This window comes from Pseudomonas sp. NPDC078700 (assembly GCF_044542375.1).
Lineage (GTDB): Bacteria > Pseudomonadota > Gammaproteobacteria > Pseudomonadales > Pseudomonadaceae > Aquipseudomonas.
The window spans coordinates 203,104-223,659 of sequence record NZ_JBITUI010000001.1 but is presented as its reverse complement, the minus strand read 5'-3'; the positions used below and the strand labels follow the sequence as shown (position 1 = coordinate 223,659).

The window sequence follows — 20,556 nt, the reverse complement described above, 5'->3', positions numbered from 1 at the left end:
ACACCGCTATTTGCGGTTTAGTGTGTTTCTACTAGGGAATTGGCGAATGCAATGTGCCGAATTCACCCTTTTGGTACGCTGCGATTGCTCCTTCCAGCGCGTGAGGGGAGGCTAGGGCCATAGGTCCTTTCCAGTAAACCGGTTGATTCAAAGGTGTTCCGGTGAAAACCACTCCCTTAGCGCGACCCTGAGGCGCTGTCAGCGTAATTGTGTGCTGCACCGTTTGAGTCGTGAAGGCAGGCAAGGTAAATGTATTGTGCTGGTAGTCTTGGCCATTGACTGTCAAGACACCCTCAATGGGCATGACAAAAGCGATTTGACCTGGCGCAATAGGCAACACTAATTCAGCGCCTTCTTCGAGTGAAATATCGAGTAGTGAAACTGCTGTTGGAGGCACTAACGGAGAATGTGTTTCGAAGTAGTTACCAAGCGGTACGCGGATGGTTACACCCGGTAACTCGACCAGCGGAACATCCTCAGATTTCAAGCTTAGCGAACTTGGTTTGTCGTTCTGTTTAGCGGTGGCTAGGTTGACGAATATCTGCAGCATGTGAACTGTCTTGCCGTTCTCGACAGGAAACTCTTCGTGGATTACGCCACGCGCAGCAGTCGTCCAATGCAGTCCACCTGGATCGATGACATTGTGATTGCCTAATGAGTCGCGATTATCGATGCCCGTTTCCGAGTCAACAAACAAGTAAGACACTGCACTAAAGCCGGCATGCGGATGGGCAGGAAAAGTAGGTGCGCTAATCCATGCATGATCGACCCCTAGAAATGGATCAATGGGCTCTGCAGCTAGGCCGCCGCGCAGCGAGAACGCCCGGAAGTCTTTACTCAGATTCATCGGTTTTAATTTGGCTGTTATTGGTCCGCCAAGTACGTTCATCAATCCTCCTTATATGCTTGAGAAATGCTTGTGCATATAATCACCTGCTGCGGATTCAGGATAAATACGTTAAATTGCAATTAATTGATCCATTTTTGGCGCAATAAATGAAACAACTGAATGATATGGCACTGTTCGTGGAAGTGGTCAAAGCCATGAGCTTTAGAGGCGCTGCTGAAGCTACAGGCGTGCCAAACTCGACGCTCTCGCGGCGAGTTAGCGCTCTGGAAAAGGCAATTGGATTGCGTCTACTGCATAGAACGACGCGCAAAATTGAACTTACAGAGGCTGGTTCAATTTATTTTGAACGTTGTAAGCGCATTGTTGCTGAGGCTAGCCTTGCGCACGAACAACTGGGTGAAATGCTGGTTAGTCCCAGTGGAGTATTACGCGTTTCAATGCCAGAGGGCTTTGGCATCATTTTCCTTGCACCCTTGATCGCCGAATTTGCCCATCAATATCCTGGAATTGACTTTGAGCTGGATATGACACCTAGGTCTGTTGACCTCATTACAGAACCCGTTGATGTTGCAATTCGTATGGGGGAACCGCCGGACTCAAACTTAATCGCCCGCCCGTTAGCTCGTCTTCAACGGCACCTCTATGCCTCACCAGAATATTTAGCCAGAGCTGGCGAGCTCAATCATCCGAGTGACTTGGTCAATCACCAATGTCTTCGTTTGAAAACAGCTCAATCTGAAACCTGGTTCTTACATAAAGGAAGCGAGAGTAGGAAGGTCAAGGTTGTAGGCCGGTTGTTGCTCAATAGTGTCAGTATGATTCAGCGTTTGGCGGCCTTGCATATGGGCATTGCTATCTTGGCTAAAGATATTGTTGTCAATGACTTGGCTAGTGGGCGATTGCTACGAGTTTTGCCTGAGTGGCAGGCGACACCAATCCCTGTTTATGCGATAACTGAAACTCGCTTACTTCCAGCTAAAACTCAAATTTTCATTGACTTTCTGAGGGACAATTTGAAGAAAATTTGATGGCCGAAACATAATTTGATTCTTGTACTCACAGAGATTTTCAGCTCGCCAGGCGCTTTTCAGGTGACCTGCTGCCACCATACTTACTTCAGGCGAAGCAGAGTTTTACATCGAAAGGCTCATGCGCGTCAGATTTGCGGGGCTTCTCTCTATTTTCCACTTGAGTACGGCCGTTACTGGGCTTTTTGAGCTCTTGTTGAAGTAGGCTCGGGCCTTGCAAGCTTTGCCGACTGGTTGCCGTATACGAAGCCATGCGTTCGGCAAAATGGGACGGTGAGTCTGCTAGACCGCAGAGCTTCCTCAGGGAACCGAACTGAGTTTGGGGCACTCAAACACGGTCCGGTCTCGATACGGCCTCGTAGATAAATACAGTGCGAGGCGGGTCGGGTACCATTTTCCCGTAATGAGCCCGTTTAATGACCTTGTCTACTCTGTTCAAACGCCACAGCCGTGCCATTTATTCGCTAGCGCTGCTCGGTGGTGTCGCACTGCTGGGGGCTGTGGCTTTCGATGGCCGCGCCGCGCCAGTCGATGGGACCCAGACCTTGGTGTTTCTGCGCCATGCTGAAAAACCTGGGGAAGGCCTTGGGCAGCTCAATTGCCAGGGTTTAAATCGTGCTTTGGATTTGTCAGTCTTGCTGCCGGAAAAATTCGGCAAAGCTGATTATGTATTTGCGGCCAACCCTTCGCGGCACGTCGAAGAAGGGAGCAAAGGCGACGCCTACAGCTACATCAGGCCGCTTATGACCATCAGCCCAAGCGCCATCAAACTTGGACTGCCGGTAAACATCGATTTCGGAGCCAACGACACCGGCGATTTGGCTGACGAATTGCAGCAAGATAAATACCGCAACGCCACCGTCTACACCGCGTGGTCAAGTGGCTATCTGCCCGAGCTGATCAATACTGTGGCCAGTGATGCCGTGGGTAAAAAACAAGTGCTTATCAATGACTGGGATGGTGAAGATTATGACTCGCTCTATGTCCTGACCCTAACCTGGCACGACGGTAAGGCAACCCTGCTCAGCCACAATTACAAACAAGACCTCAATCATGGCCAGCGAAGCTGCCCAACCTGACAATTACGTCAGTGTTTCGTCAGCTCGCTTCTGCAGGCTCCGCGGATAGGTTGAGACCGCACCTGCGCTAGCGTGCCCGTCAATTCGCTGTCTGTTCTTTTCAATCTTCTTGTAGAGACGCAGGGGAGACGCGGGTTTCATTGCACCCGAGTGGCGCTCCATCATTGCACGCCGCGTAACATGCTCTGCGTGTTAGCTCGAAGCCTGCTTTGGATGCTCCACAGCCGTAATAAGTGCTACTCATAAACGATACTGGCAGAAAGGCATCCTAGGTTGCTTTACCTCTTCATGGCCAGTGGGTAATGTGATGGCATCTAAACACTGCAGGCTGTGGCATTTCAGGGATGGCGCTCCAACGGTATTCGCCGGTAGGCGGTACTCGCTGTAAGTCCCCCTCGATATCGAGCTCCTGCTGTAGTCCCCAATTGAGATGGCACTGCCTTTATTTTTGTGTAAAGCAGTTGAGGAGTTTGTATGAGTGGTTTGGCCCAACTAGGCGAAACCTTGCTGGCTGCTGTACCTACAGATGGCAGCAGTATTAGTAATCAAGCGTTGTTTGATCAGTTAAAAGCGCAATTGCCGGATCTCGACGAAGAACAACTTAGGGCTGCCCGTGATGTTTTGATCGAGCAGGGGGTGCTGCTCAAGGGCCGTGGCCGTGGTGGTTCTGTGTCGCGCGCACAATCGATAAGCACAAGCCTTGCCGATCAGGTATTAAACAAAGCGCGTGCGCGCTTGGCACCCGCCGTTGTCGAAGAGGTATCAGCCGGCTATTTAGTTGACGCTGCAAAAGCGGTGAGCAAAGCCAAACCAGCGAAAGCACAGGCTGCTACCAGCATTGAGGCCATGGAAAAAACCCTCTGGGCCACCGCTGACAAGCTGCGCGCCAATATGGACGCCGCCGAGTACAAGCACATCGTGCTCGGGCTGATCTTCCTTAAGTACATTTCCGATAGCTTTGCCGGTCGTCGTGCCGAGCTTGAAAGCAAACTCACCGACGAGCATGACGACTACTACTTGGGTGAGACCGATGTAGAAACGCTTAACGCCGAGCTGGAAGACCGTGACTACTACCGCGAAGTCAGTGTGTTCTGGGTGCCGGAAGTCGCACGTTGGGAGGCGATTCGTGCAGCTGCCAAACAGGTCGATATTGGTAAGCAGATTGATGACGCCCTGAGCGCCATCGAAGTCGAAAACCCCAAGCTAAAAAACATCCTCGACAAACGCTACGCCCGTGCTCAACTACCCGACGGCAAGCTTGGCGAGTTGGTTGATTTAATCTCCACCGTCGGCTTTGGCAGCGATGCCAGCAAAGCCCGGGATTTGCTTGGGCAGGTGTATGAATACTTCCTCGGCCAGTTTGCCAGCGCTGAAGGCAAGCGGGGCGGGCAGTTCTATACGCCAGCCAGCATCGTCAAAACCCTGGTCGCAGTGCTAAACCCACACCATGGCAAAGTGTACGACCCATGCTGTGGCAGTGGCGGCATGTTTGTCCAGTCCGAGAAATTTATCGAAGCCCACGGCGGCAAGATCGGTGATGTGTCCATCTACGGTCAGGAAGCCAACCCGACTACGTGGCGCTTGGCGGCGATGAACTTGGCGATTCGTGGTATCGATTTCAACCTAGGTAAAGAGCCGGCCGACACCTTTGTTCGCAATCAGCACGCAGATTTGCGTGCTGACTTTGTATTGGCCAATCCGCCGTTCAATATCAGCGACTGGTGGCACGGCAGCCTGGAAGGTGACCCGCGCTGGGTATATGGCACACCGCCGCAAGGCAACGCCAACTACGCTTGGCTGCAGCACATGCTTTATCACCTCAAGCCGGACGGTCGCGCCGGTATCGTGCTGGCCAATGGTTCGATGAGCTCCAGCCAGAACAGCGAAGGCGATATTCGCCAAGCCATGGTCGAGGCTGACGTCGTGGAAGTGATGGTGGCGCTGCCCGGCCAACTGTTCTTCAACACCCAGATCCCCGCCTGCTTGTGGTTTCTGACTAAACAGAAAACCGCTCGCCCCGGCGAAGTGCTGTTTATTGATGCGCGCAAGCTCGGCACCCGTGTAAGTCGCGTGCAGATTGAGCTGACTGATGCCGATATAGAACGCATCGCGCAAACTGTAGCCAACTGGCGCGGTGAGCCGCTAGATGTCGGCGGCGAGATTGCCGACTACCAAGACATCGTCGGTTTCTGTCGCAGCGTAAAACTCAGCGAAATCGCCGAACACGGCCACGTGCTGACGCCGGGTCGTTATGTCGGTGCCGAGGCCGTGGAAGATGACGACGAAGCCTTTGCCGACAAGATGCAAAAACTCACCGAAAAACTCGGCGAGCAGATGCAGAAGGGTGCGGAGCTCGATCAGCTGATCCGGCAGAAGCTTGGAGGGCTGGGGTATGAGTTTTGATCCCCAAGGTCTGACTACAACACGGACGGGAGGGCGACCTGCCTCTTCTGGCGTGATTACTGGGCGAAATGCGCTCTCTGTCGGGATGCCAGCTAATTGGCCAGATACCGAGGGCTTCAAATGGACACTGCTTTCAAGCGTAGCTCGGCTTGAGTCTGGTCATACACCGAGTAGAAAACATCCCGAATATTGGGGTGGAGATGTTCCATGGATCGGGATCAAAGATGCGACAGGAAATCATGGAGGCACGCTGTACAGCACCCAGCAATACACAAATGCACTGGGTATAGCGAATTCTTCAGCGCGAGTTTTACCAAAGAACACCGTATGCCTATCTAGAACTGCATCAGTTGGGTATGTGGTAGCGATGGGCTGCCCAATGGCGACTAGCCAAGACTTTGTGAACTGGGTGTGCTCGGAGCAATTAGACCATCGCTATCTCAAATACATTTTGCTTAGCGAGCATGAAAGTATGTTGCGCTTTGCGAGCGGCACTACTCACCAGACAATCTACTTTCCAGAAGCCAAAGCTTTTCATGTGCTGCTTCCGCAGATTGAGCAACAAAGAAAAATTGCAGATATTCTCCAGTCCCTCGACGATCACATCACCCTGCTACGTGAAACCAACGCCACCCTAGAAGCCATCGCCCAAGCGCTGTTCAAATCTTGGTTCGTCGATTTCGACCCCGTGCGCGCCAAGGCAGAAGGCCGTCAGCCGGAAGGCATGGACGCCACCACCGCCGCTCTTTTCCCCGACAGCTTCGAAGAGTCCGAGCAGGGTTTGGTGCCGAAGTCGTGGACTATGTGCACCCTAGGTGCGGTTTGCAAATCTAACGGTGGGGTGATTCAAACCGGGCCGTTTGGCAGTCAGCTCCACGCTTCCGATTATGTTCAGGATGGTGTGCCGGTAGTGATGCCTAAGGACATATCAAACCGACGAGTTGATGCAAGCAGTGCTGCAAAAGTTCGTATTGAAGATGCTCTGCGGCTCTCAAGGCATGAACTTTGCGATGGCGACATTGTGTTTAGTCGGCGCGGAGATGTAGAAAAGCACGCGCTTATTGGCGAGTTAGAGAATGGTTGGCTTTGTGGTACAGGTTGCCTTCTTGTGCGTCCAGGTTCACGACGAAACTTATCGAGTTATCTCTCTCGCTCGTTGGATCTTTCCCATATAAAGCAGTGGCTGACCCAGCATGCAGTTGGGGCAACAATGCCAAACTTGAACACCGGAATTCTGTCTGCTGTTCCCGTTGTGCTTCCAAATGATGAAGTGCTGTCTGCATTTGACCAAGCAACAAACTCCCTTGATGAGCGTATCTCCAGGGGGAATGGCATGGCCCAAACCCTCACCCAACTCCGTGACACCCTCTTACCCCGCCTAATCTCCGGTCAACTAAGGTTGCCGGAGGCCGAAGCTCATTTATAGGATGTATTGGCATGAATTACGCCGATCATGATCTTTTTGGCCGCGTTGATATTGCTGCTGTTATCCGCCAGTTCTTGCAGCAAACGCGCAGTGGTAATTTGAAAACAAAGGGGCTCTATCCTGCTCAGATAGGAGTCTTCAAGCTGGAGGTTAGCTTCGGGCAGGGTAATGTTTCGGGTATTCCATGGGTTGCAGTGTTGGGGGCTGGTCAAAGAGTTTCGTGCGGTATCTATCCCGTTTTTCTGTACTTCAAAGCAGATGATCACCTCATTTTGGCCTACGGTGTCAGCGAAACAGAAGCTCCGCCATTCGGTTGGGGGCCACTTGTGTCCGCTGCTCCGGTTATAGCTTCGCGTATGAAAGAACATGGCTTTCTTGCTAAGCGATACGGTGATTCGTATGTGGGCGCCGAATACCCTCGCATATCGGAATTGGTTGAAAGTGGCTCTTTTGAGCAGCAAGTAAAACAAGATTTAGCGAATATGCTTGTGGAGTACCGCCAGTTGCTTAGCAATCAGCCTGTGGCTGAAGCGCCCTCACAAATGATGTTCGAGTCCGATGAACCGGAGGAAATGTCGGCGGTTGAAGCTCGGCCACAGTCCTTAAATCAAATTCTGTACGGCCCACCAGGTACTGGCAAAACCTATGCGACCATCGATCATGCGTTGCAGATCCTTGATCCTACTTTTATGGCCACACATTCCAGCAGCGATGTGTCATCTCGCCAGCGGTTGAAGGCGCGTTTTGATGAGTTGGTCAAAGCCAGACGTATTCGTTTTGTGACCTTCCATCAAAGCTTCAGCTACGAGGACTTTGTCGAAGGCCTGCGAGCAGTTACAACGAATGGGCAGTTGCAGTACAAAGTTGAGGCGGGTGTATTCAAGTTGCTTTGTGACGAGGCGCGGCGAGATGTCGGTATCGTTTCTCCTGAGGATGTGCTCAACCAGTTTCTTGAAGAGGTGGCAGAGGTTCCAGTCACCTTGAATACGATACGCGGTAAAGCTTTTGACGTCAGATACAAACCCGGAAACACCACCTTTACCTGTATCCCCAAGGCTTCTGAGACAGGACTGGAGTTGCCGGCAAATATTGATCACGTGCGCTTGTTTATGCGCAGCGAGAAGCCTAGTTCGGTCTATTGTGAAAGTTATGTGCGGGGCATTGCCGACTACCTCAAGACGAAGCTACAGGTGGAACCGGGGCATGATCAGCCTGCGAACCGGGAACCTTATCTGCTGATTATCGATGAGATCAATCGCGGCAACGTTTCGCGCATCTTCGGCGAACTGATCAGCCTTATCGAGGACTCAAAGCGCGAAGGCGCGCCAGAGGCACTATCAGCCGCTCTGCCGTATTCAAAGGACCCGTTCAGTGTTCCTGCGAATGTCTATCTGTTGGGCACCATGAACACCGCTGACCGTTCGTTGGCGGGTTTGGATATTGCATTACGACGGCGCTTTACTTTCAAGGAGATGCCGCCCAGATATGACCTGCTCGATGATGTGGTTGTGGAGGGCATTAACATTGGCCAGCTTCTACAGGTGATCAACCAGCGCATTGAGGTTTTACTGGATCGTGACCATTGTTTGGGCCACGCCTATTTTATGTCGCTCAAGAGCAGTGATCCTTTGGTACGCCTGGAATCTATCTTCCGTAATCAAATCCTGCCGCTGTTACAGGAGTATTTCTTCGAGGATTGGCAGCGCATTCAGTGGGTGTTAAACGACCATCGCAAGCCAAAAGCTGATCGTTTTGTTGAGCACGCACAACCTGACTTGAATAGCTTGTTTGGTAGTTCAGTAACGGGTGTGCAGGGGGGAGTTTGGCGGGTAATGACGGATGCATTCACGCGAGTAAGCGCCTATTCAGGGATCATTGCAGTCAAACCCGAATTGCACATAGTTGAGGCTGAAAATGACGCCATTGCGGAGTCTGAGGGTTGACCACCACTGTCACCATTCGCGAGTACGCTCGGCTGACCACTAGCCAGGTGCCAGAGGATGATTTGGATTGCGTGTGCATTTCCAAATCAGCCTTTGAGTGGTTGTGTGAGCTGAGCGCTCGTTTCAATCGCAGCGGTGCAACGCTGTTGCAGATAGAGGGTCGTCGTTCCCTGAAGTGGGACAGCTATGTCGGTGTACTGGAAACGCCCTGTGGCACTCGCTTAGAAATTCTTCCCAAACATTTTGAACACGGTGATTGCATCAAGCAGAGCCGTACCTTGCTGCGCAAGTTAATTCAGGCGGCATTATCGCTTAAACCGCGTCAAGTCTCGGTGGCTGGACTGGAACTGTTCGACGCGCCACTCAGCGAATGGGTGATGGGGCAGTTTCTCAATGAGCTTGATCATTTGATTAAGCGTGGCATTCGCTTCGACTATCAGCGTGTTGAAGAGGAGCAACGCTTCCTGCGCGGACAATTGAATGTGGTGGCGCAGATGCGTCAGCCGCCGGGGCGACAGCATCACTTTCAGATTCGTCACGATGTGTTCTTGCCGGACCGCGCTGAGAATCGTTTATTAAAGCTGGCGCTGGAGCAGGTGGCCGATGCCACTCAGGATGCTGCTAACTGGCGCTTAGCCAATGAACTGCGCTCACGACTGGCCGAGGTGCCCGCCAGTCGTCAGATACAGGCGGATCTCCGGGCTTGGAGTACGGATCGTCTAATGGCGCACTACCAAACGATCAAACCGTGGTGCGAGTTGATCCTCAACCAGCAGATGCCGATTGCTGTAAGTGGCGAATGGCGGGGTATAAGTCTGCTGTTTCCAATGGAGAGGCTGTTTGAGAAGTACGTGGCAGGTTGGCTAAAGCAGAAGCTAGTGCCAGCCGCAGATTTGAAGACGCAAACCAATCACGAGAGTCTGTGCAGTCATGATGATGGACGAATGTTCTCTCTGAAGCCGGACTTGTTAATCGATACAGCAGAGCAGCGCTGGATATTGGACACCAAGTGGAAGCGCTTGGATGCCCGCAGGCCTGAACAGAATTACGACTTGAGTCAGAGTGATTTCTACCAGCTGTTTGCCTATGGCCATAAGTATCGTAACGGCACGGGCGTGCCGAAGCTGGTGCTGATTTATCCGTATTGGTCAGGGCTTGAAAAAGCGCTACCCGTTTTTGATTATGGGGATGGGATGAGTTTGTGGGTGCTACCCTTTGATTTGGATCGCGACCTGTTAAAGGATGCTGAGGCTGCCAGTATTCCTATACAACTGCAGCCTGCGAAAATTATAACCAAGCGGATAAGTGCGTGAGCCAGTATCAACCGCCTGTGACCCTAAGCCCACGCATGCTGGCGTTGGTCGCCGATATCAGCGAGCAAGTAGGACGGTTGTCCGCTTTGCGCGATGCCGCGATGACGCCACAACTGCGTAGGGGTAATCGCATTCGTACTATTCAGGCGTCGCTGGCGATTGAGAACAACACCTTGAACGTCGAGCAGGTGACGGCGGTGTTGGAGGGTAAGCAGGTTTTGGGCTTGCCGCGTGAGATTCTGGAGGTACGTAATGCCTTCGCGACTTACGAGGCGATGCCGGGTTGGAAGCCTGCGGTGCGTGATGATTTGTTGCGTGCCCATGCGCTGCTAATGCAGGGGCTTATTGATTATGCCGGTGTTTATCGAAGCGGTGGTGTTGGTATCTACCGGGGTGAGCGTTTACTGCATATGGCCCCACCAGCCAGCCGTGTCGGACAGCTAGTTGATGAATTGCTCGGCTGGTTGGGTCGTACAGACTTGCATCCGTTGATCGCCAGCTGTGTATTCCATTACGAATTTGAGTTTATCCATCCCTTTGCCGATGGTAATGGCCGCATGGGCCGGCTGTGGCAAACACTCATACTCAGCCAATGGCGACCAGTTTTGGCTTATCTGCCTGTGGAAACGGTTATTCGCGAGCAGCAGGACGACTATTACGGCGCGCTCTTAGCGGCTGATCAAGCCGGCGAAGCGACTCTGTTTGTTGAGTTTATGTTGCAGGCCTTGCAGCAGGCGTTGGCAGAGAGTGCGCAAAGCGATCAAGTAGGCGATCAAGTAAGCGACCAAGTAGCAAGGCTGTTGGCCCTGCTTAAACGAAGCCCAGCATTAAGAGCGGGCGAATTAATGCAGCAACTGGGTTTGGCCCATCGGCCGACTTTTCGTAATAACTATTTGAACCCAGCATTGGCTGCTGGGTTACTTGAAATGACCGATCCAGCTTCGCCGCGCAGTCCGGTGCAAAAATACCGGCTGACTCAGCGAGGCCAGGCAGTGGCGACTAAGGCGTAAGGGACAATGACCGAAGATCAGCTTGAAAGGGAAACACTCGGCTGGCTCGCTGAGCTGGGTTATCGCCATGTGTTTGGACCCGATATTGGGCCTGATGGTGACCACTCAGAGCGCGATAATTATCGTCAGGTTGTATTAGTCGATCGCTTGCGCAGTGCCATTGCCAAGCTCAACCCCAAGGTGCCGCTGGCCGCGCGTGAGGATGCACTCAAGCAGGTAATCGAACTGGGCGTGCCAGTGCAGTTGTCGGCTAACCGTTTGTTCCATCGCCTGCTTTGCGGTGGTGTGCCGGTGCAGTATCAGTTGGACGGTGAAACCCGTGGCGACTTTGTGCGGCTGATCGATTGGACCAATGTAGCAGGTAATGATTGGGCGGCGATTAATCAGTTCAGCATTCAGGGTCCGAAACATACTCGACGTCCGGACATCATCTTGTTCGTGAACGGTTTGCCGCTGGTGTTGCTGGAGCTGAAAAACTCGGCTGATCTACATGCTGATATCTGGAAAGCCTTTGACCAAATCCAGACCTATAAAGAGCAGATTCCTGATGTATTCCAATACAACCAGATTCTGTTGATCTCCGATGGCAGTGAGGCGCGCATGGGGTCGCTGTCTGCCGATTCTGAGCGCTTCATGAATTGGCGTACCATCGACGGGGTAACACTCGACCCTTTGGGTGAATTTAACGAGCTGGAAACCATGGTGCGCGGAGCCCTGGCTCCGGAACTTCTGCTCGATTACCTGCGTTATTTTGTACTGTTTGAAGATGACGGCAGATTGGTTAAGAAAATTGCCGGTTATCATCAGTTTCATGCGGTGCGTGCAGCGATTGCCCAGGTGGTCAAGGCATCCCGTCCCGGTGGTACGCATAAGGGCGGGGTGGTTTGGCACACACAAGGTTCGGGTAAAAGTATCACCATGACTTGCTTCGCAGCACGGGTCATGCAGGACGCCGCGATGGAAAACCCAACTATCGTGGTCATCACCGATCGCAACGATCTGGATGGTCAGTTGTTTGGCGTCTTCTCGCTGTCGCAAGACTTGTTACGTGAACAGCCAGTACAGGTGGAAACCCGAGGCGATCTGCGCGCCAAACTGGCTAATCGGCCGAGCGGAGGTATCGTCTTCGCGACCATTCAAAAATTCATGCCGGGCGAGGACGAAGACAGCTTCCCGGTACTGTCGGATCGTTCGAACATTGTGGTGATCGCTGACGAAGCGCACCGCACGCAGTACGGTTTTTCCGCTGAACTGAAAGCGCCTTCGACATTGCAGGCCGCGGAGACCAGTGCGCGATATCAAGTGGGCTATGCCCAGCATTTGCGGGATGCTTTGCCCAATGCCACTTTTGTAGCCTTTACCGGCACGCCGGTGTCCAGCGAAGATCGTGATACGCGCTCGGTATTTGGCGACTACATCCATGTTTATGACATGCAGCAGGCTAAGGAAGATGGCGCTACCGTAGCCATCTACTACGAGTCGCGATTGGCTAAGTTGTCACTCAAAGACAGTGAGCTGGCGCATATCGACGAAGAGGTCGATGAGCTGGCTGAAGACGAGGAAGAAGATCAGCAATCGAGGCTGAAAAGTCGTTGGGCGGCACTGGAAAAAGTGGTGGGTGCCGAGCCGCGTATTCGGAGTGTGGCGGCAGACCTGATCAAGCACTTTGAAGAACGCAGCCAAGCACAAAGCGGCAAAGCCATGGTGGTTGCCATGAGCCGCGAGATTTGTGTGCACTTATACAACGAAATTATTGCTCTTCGTCCTGAGTGGCATGACGAAGACCCAGAGAAGGGTGCAATCAAAATCGTCATGACGGGGAGTGCCTCGGACAAAGCGTTGCTGCGCCCGCACATTTACCCAAATCAGGTAAAAAAACGCCTAGAAAAGCGCTTCAAAGACCCGGCTGATCCGCTCAAGCTGGTGATTGTGCGTGACATGTGGCTGACGGGATTCGACGCGCCATGCGTACACACCTTGTATGTAGACAAGCCGATGAAGGGCCATAACCTGATGCAAGCTATCGCGCGTGTAAATCGCGTGTTCAAGGATAAGCAAGGCGGTCTGGTTGTTGATTACATTGGCATCGCCAACGAATTGAAAGCTGCGCTCAAGGAGTACACCGCGAGCAAAGGCCGGGGGCGTCCCACTGTCGATGCCCATGAGGCCTATTCGGTGCTGGAGGAGAAGCTCGATGTGCTGCGCAGTCTGCTGCATGGCTTTGATTACAGCGGTTACCTCAAGGGTGGACATCGTTTACTGGCTGGCGCTGCGAACCATGTACTGGGTGAAAAAGACGGTAAAAAGCGCTTTGCCGACAATGCCCTCGCCATGACCAAAGCCTTCACCCTCTGCTGCACCTTGGATGAAGCTAAGGCCGTGCGTGAAGAAGTTGCTTTCTTCCAGGCAATCAAGGTGATGCTGATCAAGCGTGAAGTCAGCGCGCAAAAAAAGACAGATGAAGAGCGCGAGCTGGCTATACGTCAGATTATCGGTAATGCCGTGGTTTCGGGTGAAGTCGTTGATGTGTTCCAAGCCGTAGGTTTGGACAAACCTAATATCGGGTTATTGGATGATGACTTCTTAAGTGAAGTGCGCAACCTGCCGGAGAAGAACTTAGCAGTAGAGCTGCTTGAGCGTCTGCTGGAAGGGGAGATCAAGAGCAAGTTTTCCAGCAATCTGGCTCAAGAGAAGAAGTTTTCTGAGCTGCTGGATAGCGTGATCAAGCGTTACCAGAACCGTTCTATCGAAACTGCTCAGGTGATCGAAGAGCTAATCGAGATGGCCAAAAAGTTTGCTGCAGCCAGCAAGCGTGGCGAAACCCTCGGGCTGAATGATGATGAGCTGGCGTTTTATGATGCCTTGGCTAATAACGAGGCATCGGTGCGAGAGCTGGGCGATGAGATACTCGCCAAGATCGCCCATGAATTAACTGACAACCTTCGCCAGAATGTATCCGTTGACTGGAGCAGTCGCGACAGCGTGCGTGCCAAGTTACGGTTGATGGTTAAGCGCATTCTGCGTAAATACAAATACCCGCCGGACCAGCAGGAGGATGCGACGCAAATGATCTTGGCGCAGGCTGAGACACTGTGTGAGGCATGGATGTAACAGATGACTTGCACGCATTCCGTCCTAACTGCAAAAGCCGCAGTCAGTTCACGAGGTGCACTGGTTGATCAAGCGACTGTTTCTGCAGATCACGGCAGCATTAATACGCTGGCCAACTGATGCAAACGTATGCAGCTTCGTTGAAATAAGAATAGGGATTTGGGGCACATGAACAGGTTAGAAGTCATGGCGGCGCGGAAGCAAATCTTGAGTTGGCAGGACCAAGCATCATAACCAGTCCACAAACTCTACGATGGTTGGTTTAAAACTTGGGGCTGCATGGTTAGAGTGTCGCGCCCGAGAACTGGATCTCGGGTGTAGCCATGGAGTTTTACAGTGAATCATCTTAGTAAGTTTGTAGCCTGGGTAGTTTTTGGATTGGTGCTGGCAGGATGTACTGGTACCCCAATGAAGTCACAACAATATGACAGCAGCCAGTACACCGTCTTGGGTCACAGTGAAGCGAGTGCTACTGGAATCATGTTGTTCGGTTTCATTCCCATCCGCCAAAACGATCGATTTGTCCGCGCCCAGAATGCAGCGATTAGGGCCAAGGGCGGTGACGCGATGATCAACACCCAAGTTCAGGAAAACTGGTTCTGGGCATGGGTTCTGAGTGGTTACACCACTAATATTTCCGGCGATGTCATCAAGCTCAAAACTGCCCAGTGATTGAGCTAGGTCATCCATTTGGGAATAACCTTCGTATTGCAGTTACTGTGCACCCGAGATAGCGCCAGGCATTTAGGAAGGGTGAATCTGGGTTTAATTGCTGGGGCTCATAGTCTTCCTCAGAAGCGCAATGCATAGGCTGGGAGGCCCAAGGGTATGCTGACAACCTCAGCCTGGGATGAGGCTCAGCAATTATTGCCTGTGTGCAGTGACTGGAGAACGTTGTGTTATTCCACTACGAATCGCTCATTGTCGGTGCGTGCAATGAGTTTTCGGCTTCATGGGCAAAGGCGATTCGTTTGTGCCGCTGTACCACCTCACTGATGATGAATTGCATCAATCCCTCGACGAAAGCTGGATCGAGATTGGCATCCTCAGCAAGTTTTGTGAGTCGATCGTACTGGTGTTGCTCTCTATCCTTATCGACCGCAGGTAAATGATGCTCGGCCTTCAGAGCACCGACCTGATCAGTACAGTGAAAGCGTTCAGCGAGCATATGAATAAGCGCTGCATCGATGTTGTCGATTGAGTGGCGAAAGGCTGAAAGCTGAGTGTTGATATCGATCGTTTTCATTAAATATCCTCGTTACAAGCAGTTCTACTCGTTCATCAGTGCTATCACGATGATCCCTTCGTGGGTATTGGGTTAAGAGGGAAGAGGTGTCTTGTTGGCCGGGGCTTTGTCGTCAGGGTGGCGAACGCCGACCAATCCTCTTTACCCAGGCCTTGATCTACTGCGGCGCGCATCTTTGATCGCACGACTTCAGCCGCTGGTACTGGCATGTCGGTAGCAGTGGCAGCATCAATCGCCAGATTTATGTCCTTTAGCCCCAGAGAAAGCTTGAACCCCGGCACATAGGTGCCGTTCACAATGTGCTGCCCGTAGCGTTGGTAGCTGGGGCAGGCGAACAGTGTTTGGGTCACGACTTCTATAAATGTCTCTGGGCTCAACCCATAGCATTCGGCAAGCCCACTGGCTTCGGCGAGCGATTGGATGGCTTGGGTGATCATCATGTTGCCTGCAATCTTTGCGATACAGGCCTGTACGGGTTTATCACCTAGCCGCCAGGTCCTTTTGCCTAACACGTCAAAGAGTGGCTGAACCCTTGAGATTGCTTCAGCCGGCCCGGCTACCAAGATATTCATTTCGACTCTGGCGGCCACTGCAGGCACACCAAAAACCGGGGCCGCAACCAATGGGATTCCTAGCTCATGGTGGTGCTTTTGCAACTGCATAATCAGGCTAGGCGAAAGCGTCGACATCACAACATGAACACAGTCCGTTCGCGCACCCTCGACGGCCTTGGAGGAAAGCAGCACTTCATCTACGGCGCGGTCATCTGCAAGCATGCTGATGACTACGTCTTGTTGAAACGCGGCGGCAGGAGAGTCGAGCACAGGCACCCCTGTTAACCCGGTCAATGCATCGGGACTTCGATTCCACACCGCGACGCGATGGCCGGCCTTTATGAGCACAGGGATGATGGCCCGCCCCATGCTTCCAGTGCCGATAAATCCAATGTTCATCATTTGTTCCCGTTTTGATGGGTGGGCGAGGGTGCAGGGGCTTAGTTTGCGCGGCAGGGGATTGCTACAGGAGTGTCATTGCTGCAACCTTGTTGTTCATTTTTGTTTGGGGTGAGTCATGGACTGGGGCGACATGCGTGTCTTTCTGGCGATTGCCCGCTGCGGCTCATTGGGCGCTGCGGCGAAACACCTGGGCGTAAGCCACCCCACGGTCGGTAGACGCTTACATGTGCTTGAGCAAGTCAGCGGCCAGGTGTTTTTCCGTCGTACTGCACAGGGCCTGATACTGACGGACAGTGGAGAGAGGATTCTCGGTCTGGCTGAGGAGATGGAGCGCAGTGCGCTGGCCATCGAGCGCCGTCTGGCCGGTGATAATGACCAGCCCGAAGGGGTACTGCGAATCTCATCAGCAGATTGGTTCGCCAGTTATGTGTTATCCCCGGTGCTGAGTGAACTGACACGACGCTATCCTTTGATTGTCCCTGAAGTGATAGCGGGACATAGGCTATTTGACCTTTCCCGTAGGGACGCCGACATTGCCTTTCGGATTGTGCCTTTTACCGAGCCTGACATCGTTCAGCGTCGGCTAACTACCATGAGCTACGGACTCTACGCCGGGGTTGAAATCCCCTCGCCACAGGCAAATGGCGAGGGGCTTGGCTTGATCACCATGAACATAGCCCAAGCCCATTATCCCGACGTGATCTGGCTTCAGCAGTTGTATCCGCTGGCCCGGACGGTATTTACCAGCAGTAGCCGAACAGTTCAGGCGCAAATGTGTGCGAAAGGACTTGGTGTCGCCGTGCTGCCGCGTGCGCTTGGCGACCAGTTACCGGCGCTCAGGCTGCTTGACGCAGGAGAGCCGCCACCCGGTCGAGATATATGGATGGGCTATCACCAGGATATGCGGCAAATGGATAGATTGCGTGCGCTTGCCGATCTTGCGGCCGATATGATTGGGTCGGATTGATTTCATTCAGGATGGACAACACCGCCTATAAGCGGGGGCCCCAGCCCCGCGCAGAATAAAACCCGAGACGCTAGCCAGAATCACTGCTCAGCCCGTACAAAAATGAACGGGACGTCTGCAGCAATGGCAGTGCTCAGCCACATCCCAACGTTCCAGAATTCACTCAAGTGAAATCGTCCCGGCTCTATACGCCGGGCCTTAGGAACTATGGATATGACCATGAAAGACTCGTTAGCGATCAAGCCCACCGCCCACAGGTGGGTTGCTTTTGCTGTGCTGCTCGTTGGGGCATTTCTTCCACCCCTGGATTTTTTCATTGTTAACCTGGCGTTGCCCTCTATTCGAAGCGACCTGAGAATTACGACTGCCGAGGTTGAGCTGGTGATATCTGCCTATGCGGTCGCGTATGCCGTGTTTCTGATCACGGGTGGGCGTCTGGGCGATCTCTATGGCCAGCGCAATGTATTTTTGCTGGGGATTGCAGGCTTCGGTGCATCTTCAGCGATATGTGGCCTTGCTTCATCACCTTTGATGCTGATCGTCGGGCGCGTGCTGCAAGGTTTGAGCGCGGCAGCCATGGCGCCACAGTGCATTGCCTCAATAGACACACTGTTTCCTGTGCATGAAAGATCACGGGCCTTAGGCGTCTACGGTGCAACGATTGGCCTTGCCGCGACGACTGCCCAGGCGATCGGTGGCGTGTTGATCGCCGCGGATATCTTTCATTTGGCGTGGCGTGTGATTTTCCTGATCAACCTTCCGGTTGTAGTCGCTGTTTTAATAGTAGGGATACCTTTTCTCCCCGATACACGGGGCAAGAATCCATTTCCACTGGATAAGTTAGGCGTGGTGCTCTGCGCGCTCGCACTTGGTTTGTTGGTGGTGCCATTAGTCGAAGGGCGGGAAATGGGATGGCCTTGGTGGATATGGCTGATGTTGATTGCCTCACCGTTTGTAGCTATCAGCTTCTGGCGCTACGAAGTGGCCTTGGCGGCTTGCGGGGGCATGCCGCTTATCAGTCCTGAACTGAGCCAGTCCCCAGGTTTGCTGGTGGGTTTGTTGGGTGTTCTGTTCTTTTATGTCATATCCGCTTTCTTTCTCACCTTCTCGGTGTACCTACAGGATGCGTTAGGTCTCAGTGCATTAGTGGCAGGCCTGATGTTCATACCCTGCGGCGTTGGTTTTTTTATTGGCCCGCTAACCACGCCGCTTGCCATAAAATTATTCGGACGCTTTGTCCCGGCGATGGGGATGATGTTGGAGGTTATTGGTTGCCTGTTGCTGAGCATCTGCATAGCCCAGACACCGCCAGGCGTGACCCCTGAGCTTGGGGTCATAGTTGTTGCTTTAGGATTAATCGGATTCGGTCAGGGATGGGCGTTGCCCACACTTGTGCGCTCGCTTATAGATCGCGCACCGCCTGGCGGTTCAGGGATGATTTCAGGTGTGGTTGGCTCTGCATTGCAGATTAGCTGCGCCCTGGGTATTGCTATTCTGGGTGGGTTTTTCTTTGGCTTGGCGGACCCTGAGCATAGTCCTGCTTCGTTAGCCGCTGCATTGAGTGTGACGATGCTGTGCATTGCACTATCACTGATTATTGCAGCCCTGCTCGCGGTATATGCTTCGTCGCCTCGTGCAAAAAATGGGCGCTGAGTTTGCAAAACCTAGCGCCTAAACGCTGGGCACTTATGGCGCGTTTTGACTTGTCCATATTCACGGCAACCACCCGCTTTTGCGAGTGATTGCCGAGTGCCCTTGTTTCACACTCAGCAGTCAATGTACTGAGTGGATAATTCATTGCCGTAATGCGTCTAGCCTGCCACCTGCGACAAGCCACCGTCGACCATAAGCTCAACACCATTGACATATTTTGCGTCGGACGATGCGAGGAAAAGCGCGGCAGTGGCGATTTCTTCAGGTTCGGCCATATAGCCCAAGGGTGTGATTTGTTCGACGTGGTTTCTAAGCACCTGAATCTGGTTTTCGTCCATCTTCAGGCTGTTATCCATCAACGGGGTTCTGGTGAAGCCTGGGCTCAATGCATTAACGCGGATTTTTCGACCCTTAAGATCATTCGCCCAAGTGCGGGCAAACGAGCGAACCGCTGCTTTTGACGCGTTGTAGAGGCTTAAACCTTCCATGCCATTACTTGAACAGATTGAGGCTGTCAAAACGATTGACCCGCCATCCTTCATCAACGGCAGCAGGGTCTGAACACTGAAAAACACCCCTTTAACGTTGATGTCGAACATTTTGAAGTAGGCGGCCTCAGGGGTTTCGCCAAATTGATTTTTCTCGCATATCCCGGCGTTGGCAAATACCGCGTCCAACTGGTTATCCTGCTGCTCAATCAAAGCCTTTAATGCATCAAGCTCAGATTGATTGGCGACATCGGATACCACCGCTACAGCCTTATCGCCCAAGGCGCTGACTGCCGCATTCAATGTTGAGGCTGATCGGCCAGTCAGGTACACACGCTTTGCCCCGGCAGCAATCAGCGCCTTGGCGATGGCAAAGCCTATTCCGGTCGAAGCGCCAGTAACCACAGCGACCTGGTTAGTAAATTTATCCGACATGATGCAACTCCTCAGTAAGTCAGTGGGAAGACGTAAACGCAGCGACTAGGCGCTGGCTGATGCCTATGACTTAGTGTGGGAGGCTCAGAATGGCGATGCCACTGCCAACACTGCACGTTGCCTGTGCATTTCTGTGAGGGGCGTACAGGGAGCTTTGGATTGAAGACTGAAGTAGTTTGCGGAAAGTTTGTCGTGCGAGTTCGACGGCCTGAAAGGTGATACTGCTGTGGTTTTTTTAGCTCCAGTGAAATGCATGCAGGGCAGTGAAACTCTATGGTGCAAGTGTTCAAATCAAGGCGTGCCTCCCTATAAATAAATGAATAACCCAATGTTCGTGCATTGGGTTTCTCATGTGCATGCCATGTGTGTGTAGGGGGCTAATTGTAGTGATCTAATGAAACCGGACACTCATTTAGGCGTTTACAAAACCTCGGGCGATTTAGTCTAAAACCATCAACTTGGAAGGCCTTTGTATCCGTTTGTATAAGAACCGCACGCTGATACGAAAAAAATTATTATACGGGGATCATGCACACATCTCAGATACACCCAAGCGCTCAACTTAGCCCAACGGTTGGCATCAGCTCCCACTCCTGAGGTTCAAATGGCCGCAAGGCACATATGCACTTGAATCGATACTGAGGCCAT

15 protein-coding genes are annotated in these 20,556 nt (G+C 52.6%); 11 read left to right on the top strand and 4 right to left on the bottom strand.

Features of this window, described 5'->3' with window-relative positions; all coding sequences use genetic code 11:
- Positions 1–31: 31 nt before the first annotated feature.
- Positions 32–889, bottom strand: coding sequence for a pirin family protein (locus tag ACIGCM_RS01015; protein ID WP_397500194.1), 858 nt, complete (start codon positions 887–889; stop codon positions 32–34).
- Between the two features lie 107 nt (positions 890–996).
- Between ACIGCM_RS01015 and ACIGCM_RS01010 the strand changes: the two genes are divergently transcribed.
- The 9 genes from ACIGCM_RS01010 (at position 997) to ACIGCM_RS00970 (ending at position 14,835) form a co-directional block, all read left to right on the top strand.
- A complete protein-coding gene (locus ACIGCM_RS01010) occupies positions 997–1,878 on the top strand; it encodes a LysR family transcriptional regulator (RefSeq protein WP_397500193.1) in 882 nt (293 codons plus the stop codon).
- A 416-nt stretch (positions 1,879–2,294) separates the two neighbouring features.
- Positions 2,295–2,957 carry a histidine phosphatase family protein gene (locus tag ACIGCM_RS01005; protein ID WP_397500192.1) on the top strand — a complete coding sequence of 221 codons (663 nt, stop codon included), beginning with the start codon at positions 2,295–2,297 and terminating at the stop codon, positions 2,955–2,957.
- 474 nt (positions 2,958–3,431) lie between these two features.
- Positions 3,432–5,360, top strand: coding sequence for a type I restriction-modification system subunit M (locus ACIGCM_RS01000; protein WP_397500191.1), 1,929 nt, complete (start codon positions 3,432–3,434; stop codon positions 5,358–5,360).
- Complete coding sequence (locus ACIGCM_RS00995; RefSeq protein WP_397500190.1) at positions 5,350–6,786, top strand: restriction endonuclease subunit S; 1,437 nt, start codon at positions 5,350–5,352, stop codon at positions 6,784–6,786. Before ACIGCM_RS01000 ends, ACIGCM_RS00995 begins: the two co-directional genes overlap by 11 nt.
- 11 nt (positions 6,787–6,797) lie before the next feature.
- Entirely contained in the window at positions 6,798–8,729 is a 1,932-nt protein-coding gene (locus ACIGCM_RS00990; RefSeq protein ID WP_397500189.1) for an AAA family ATPase, read from the top strand.
- Positions 8,726–10,042: an McrC family protein gene (locus ACIGCM_RS00985; protein ID WP_397500188.1), complete on the top strand. Its 1,317-nt coding sequence runs from the start codon at positions 8,726–8,728 to the stop codon at positions 10,040–10,042. The genes ACIGCM_RS00990 and ACIGCM_RS00985 overlap by 4 nt, the downstream gene beginning before the upstream one ends.
- Entirely contained in the window at positions 10,039–11,052 is a 1,014-nt protein-coding gene (locus tag ACIGCM_RS00980) for a Fic family protein (protein WP_397500187.1), read from the top strand. Before ACIGCM_RS00985 ends, ACIGCM_RS00980 begins: the two co-directional genes overlap by 4 nt.
- Positions 11,053–11,058: 6 nt before the next feature.
- Positions 11,059–14,163, top strand: a complete 3,105-nt coding sequence (locus tag ACIGCM_RS00975) for a type I restriction endonuclease subunit R (protein ID WP_397500186.1) — start codon at positions 11,059–11,061, stop codon at positions 14,161–14,163.
- Between the two features lie 336 nt (positions 14,164–14,499).
- Positions 14,500–14,835, top strand: a complete 336-nt coding sequence (locus tag ACIGCM_RS00970; protein ID WP_397500185.1) for a hypothetical protein — start codon at positions 14,500–14,502, stop codon at positions 14,833–14,835.
- A 235-nt stretch (positions 14,836–15,070) separates the two neighbouring features.
- Here the strand turns inward: ACIGCM_RS00970 and ACIGCM_RS00965 are convergent, their stop codons facing one another.
- Together ACIGCM_RS00965 and ACIGCM_RS00960 are read right to left on the bottom strand one after the other, a co-directional pair.
- Positions 15,071–15,409, bottom strand: coding sequence for a chorismate mutase (locus ACIGCM_RS00965; RefSeq protein WP_397500184.1), 339 nt, complete (start codon positions 15,407–15,409; stop codon positions 15,071–15,073).
- A 44-nt stretch (positions 15,410–15,453) separates the two neighbouring features.
- Positions 15,454–16,362, bottom strand: a complete 909-nt coding sequence (locus tag ACIGCM_RS00960) for an NAD(P)-dependent oxidoreductase (RefSeq protein ID WP_397500183.1) — start codon at positions 16,360–16,362, stop codon at positions 15,454–15,456.
- A gap of 118 nt (positions 16,363–16,480) precedes the next feature.
- Between ACIGCM_RS00960 and ACIGCM_RS00955 the strand changes: the two genes are divergently transcribed.
- Positions 16,481–17,332 (top strand): LysR family transcriptional regulator, encoded by an 852-nt coding sequence (locus ACIGCM_RS00955; protein ID WP_397500182.1) that lies wholly within the window; start codon positions 16,481–16,483, stop codon positions 17,330–17,332.
- Between the two features lie 219 nt (positions 17,333–17,551).
- Entirely contained in the window at positions 17,552–18,985 is a 1,434-nt protein-coding gene (locus tag ACIGCM_RS00950) for an MFS transporter (protein ID WP_397500181.1), read from the top strand.
- Between the two features lie 158 nt (positions 18,986–19,143).
- Here ACIGCM_RS00950 and ACIGCM_RS00945 read toward each other — a convergent pair whose 3' ends face one another.
- Positions 19,144–19,908 carry an SDR family NAD(P)-dependent oxidoreductase gene (locus ACIGCM_RS00945; RefSeq protein ID WP_397500180.1) on the bottom strand — a complete coding sequence of 255 codons (765 nt, stop codon included), beginning with the start codon at positions 19,906–19,908 and terminating at the stop codon, positions 19,144–19,146.
- Positions 19,909–20,556 lie beyond the last annotated feature (648 nt).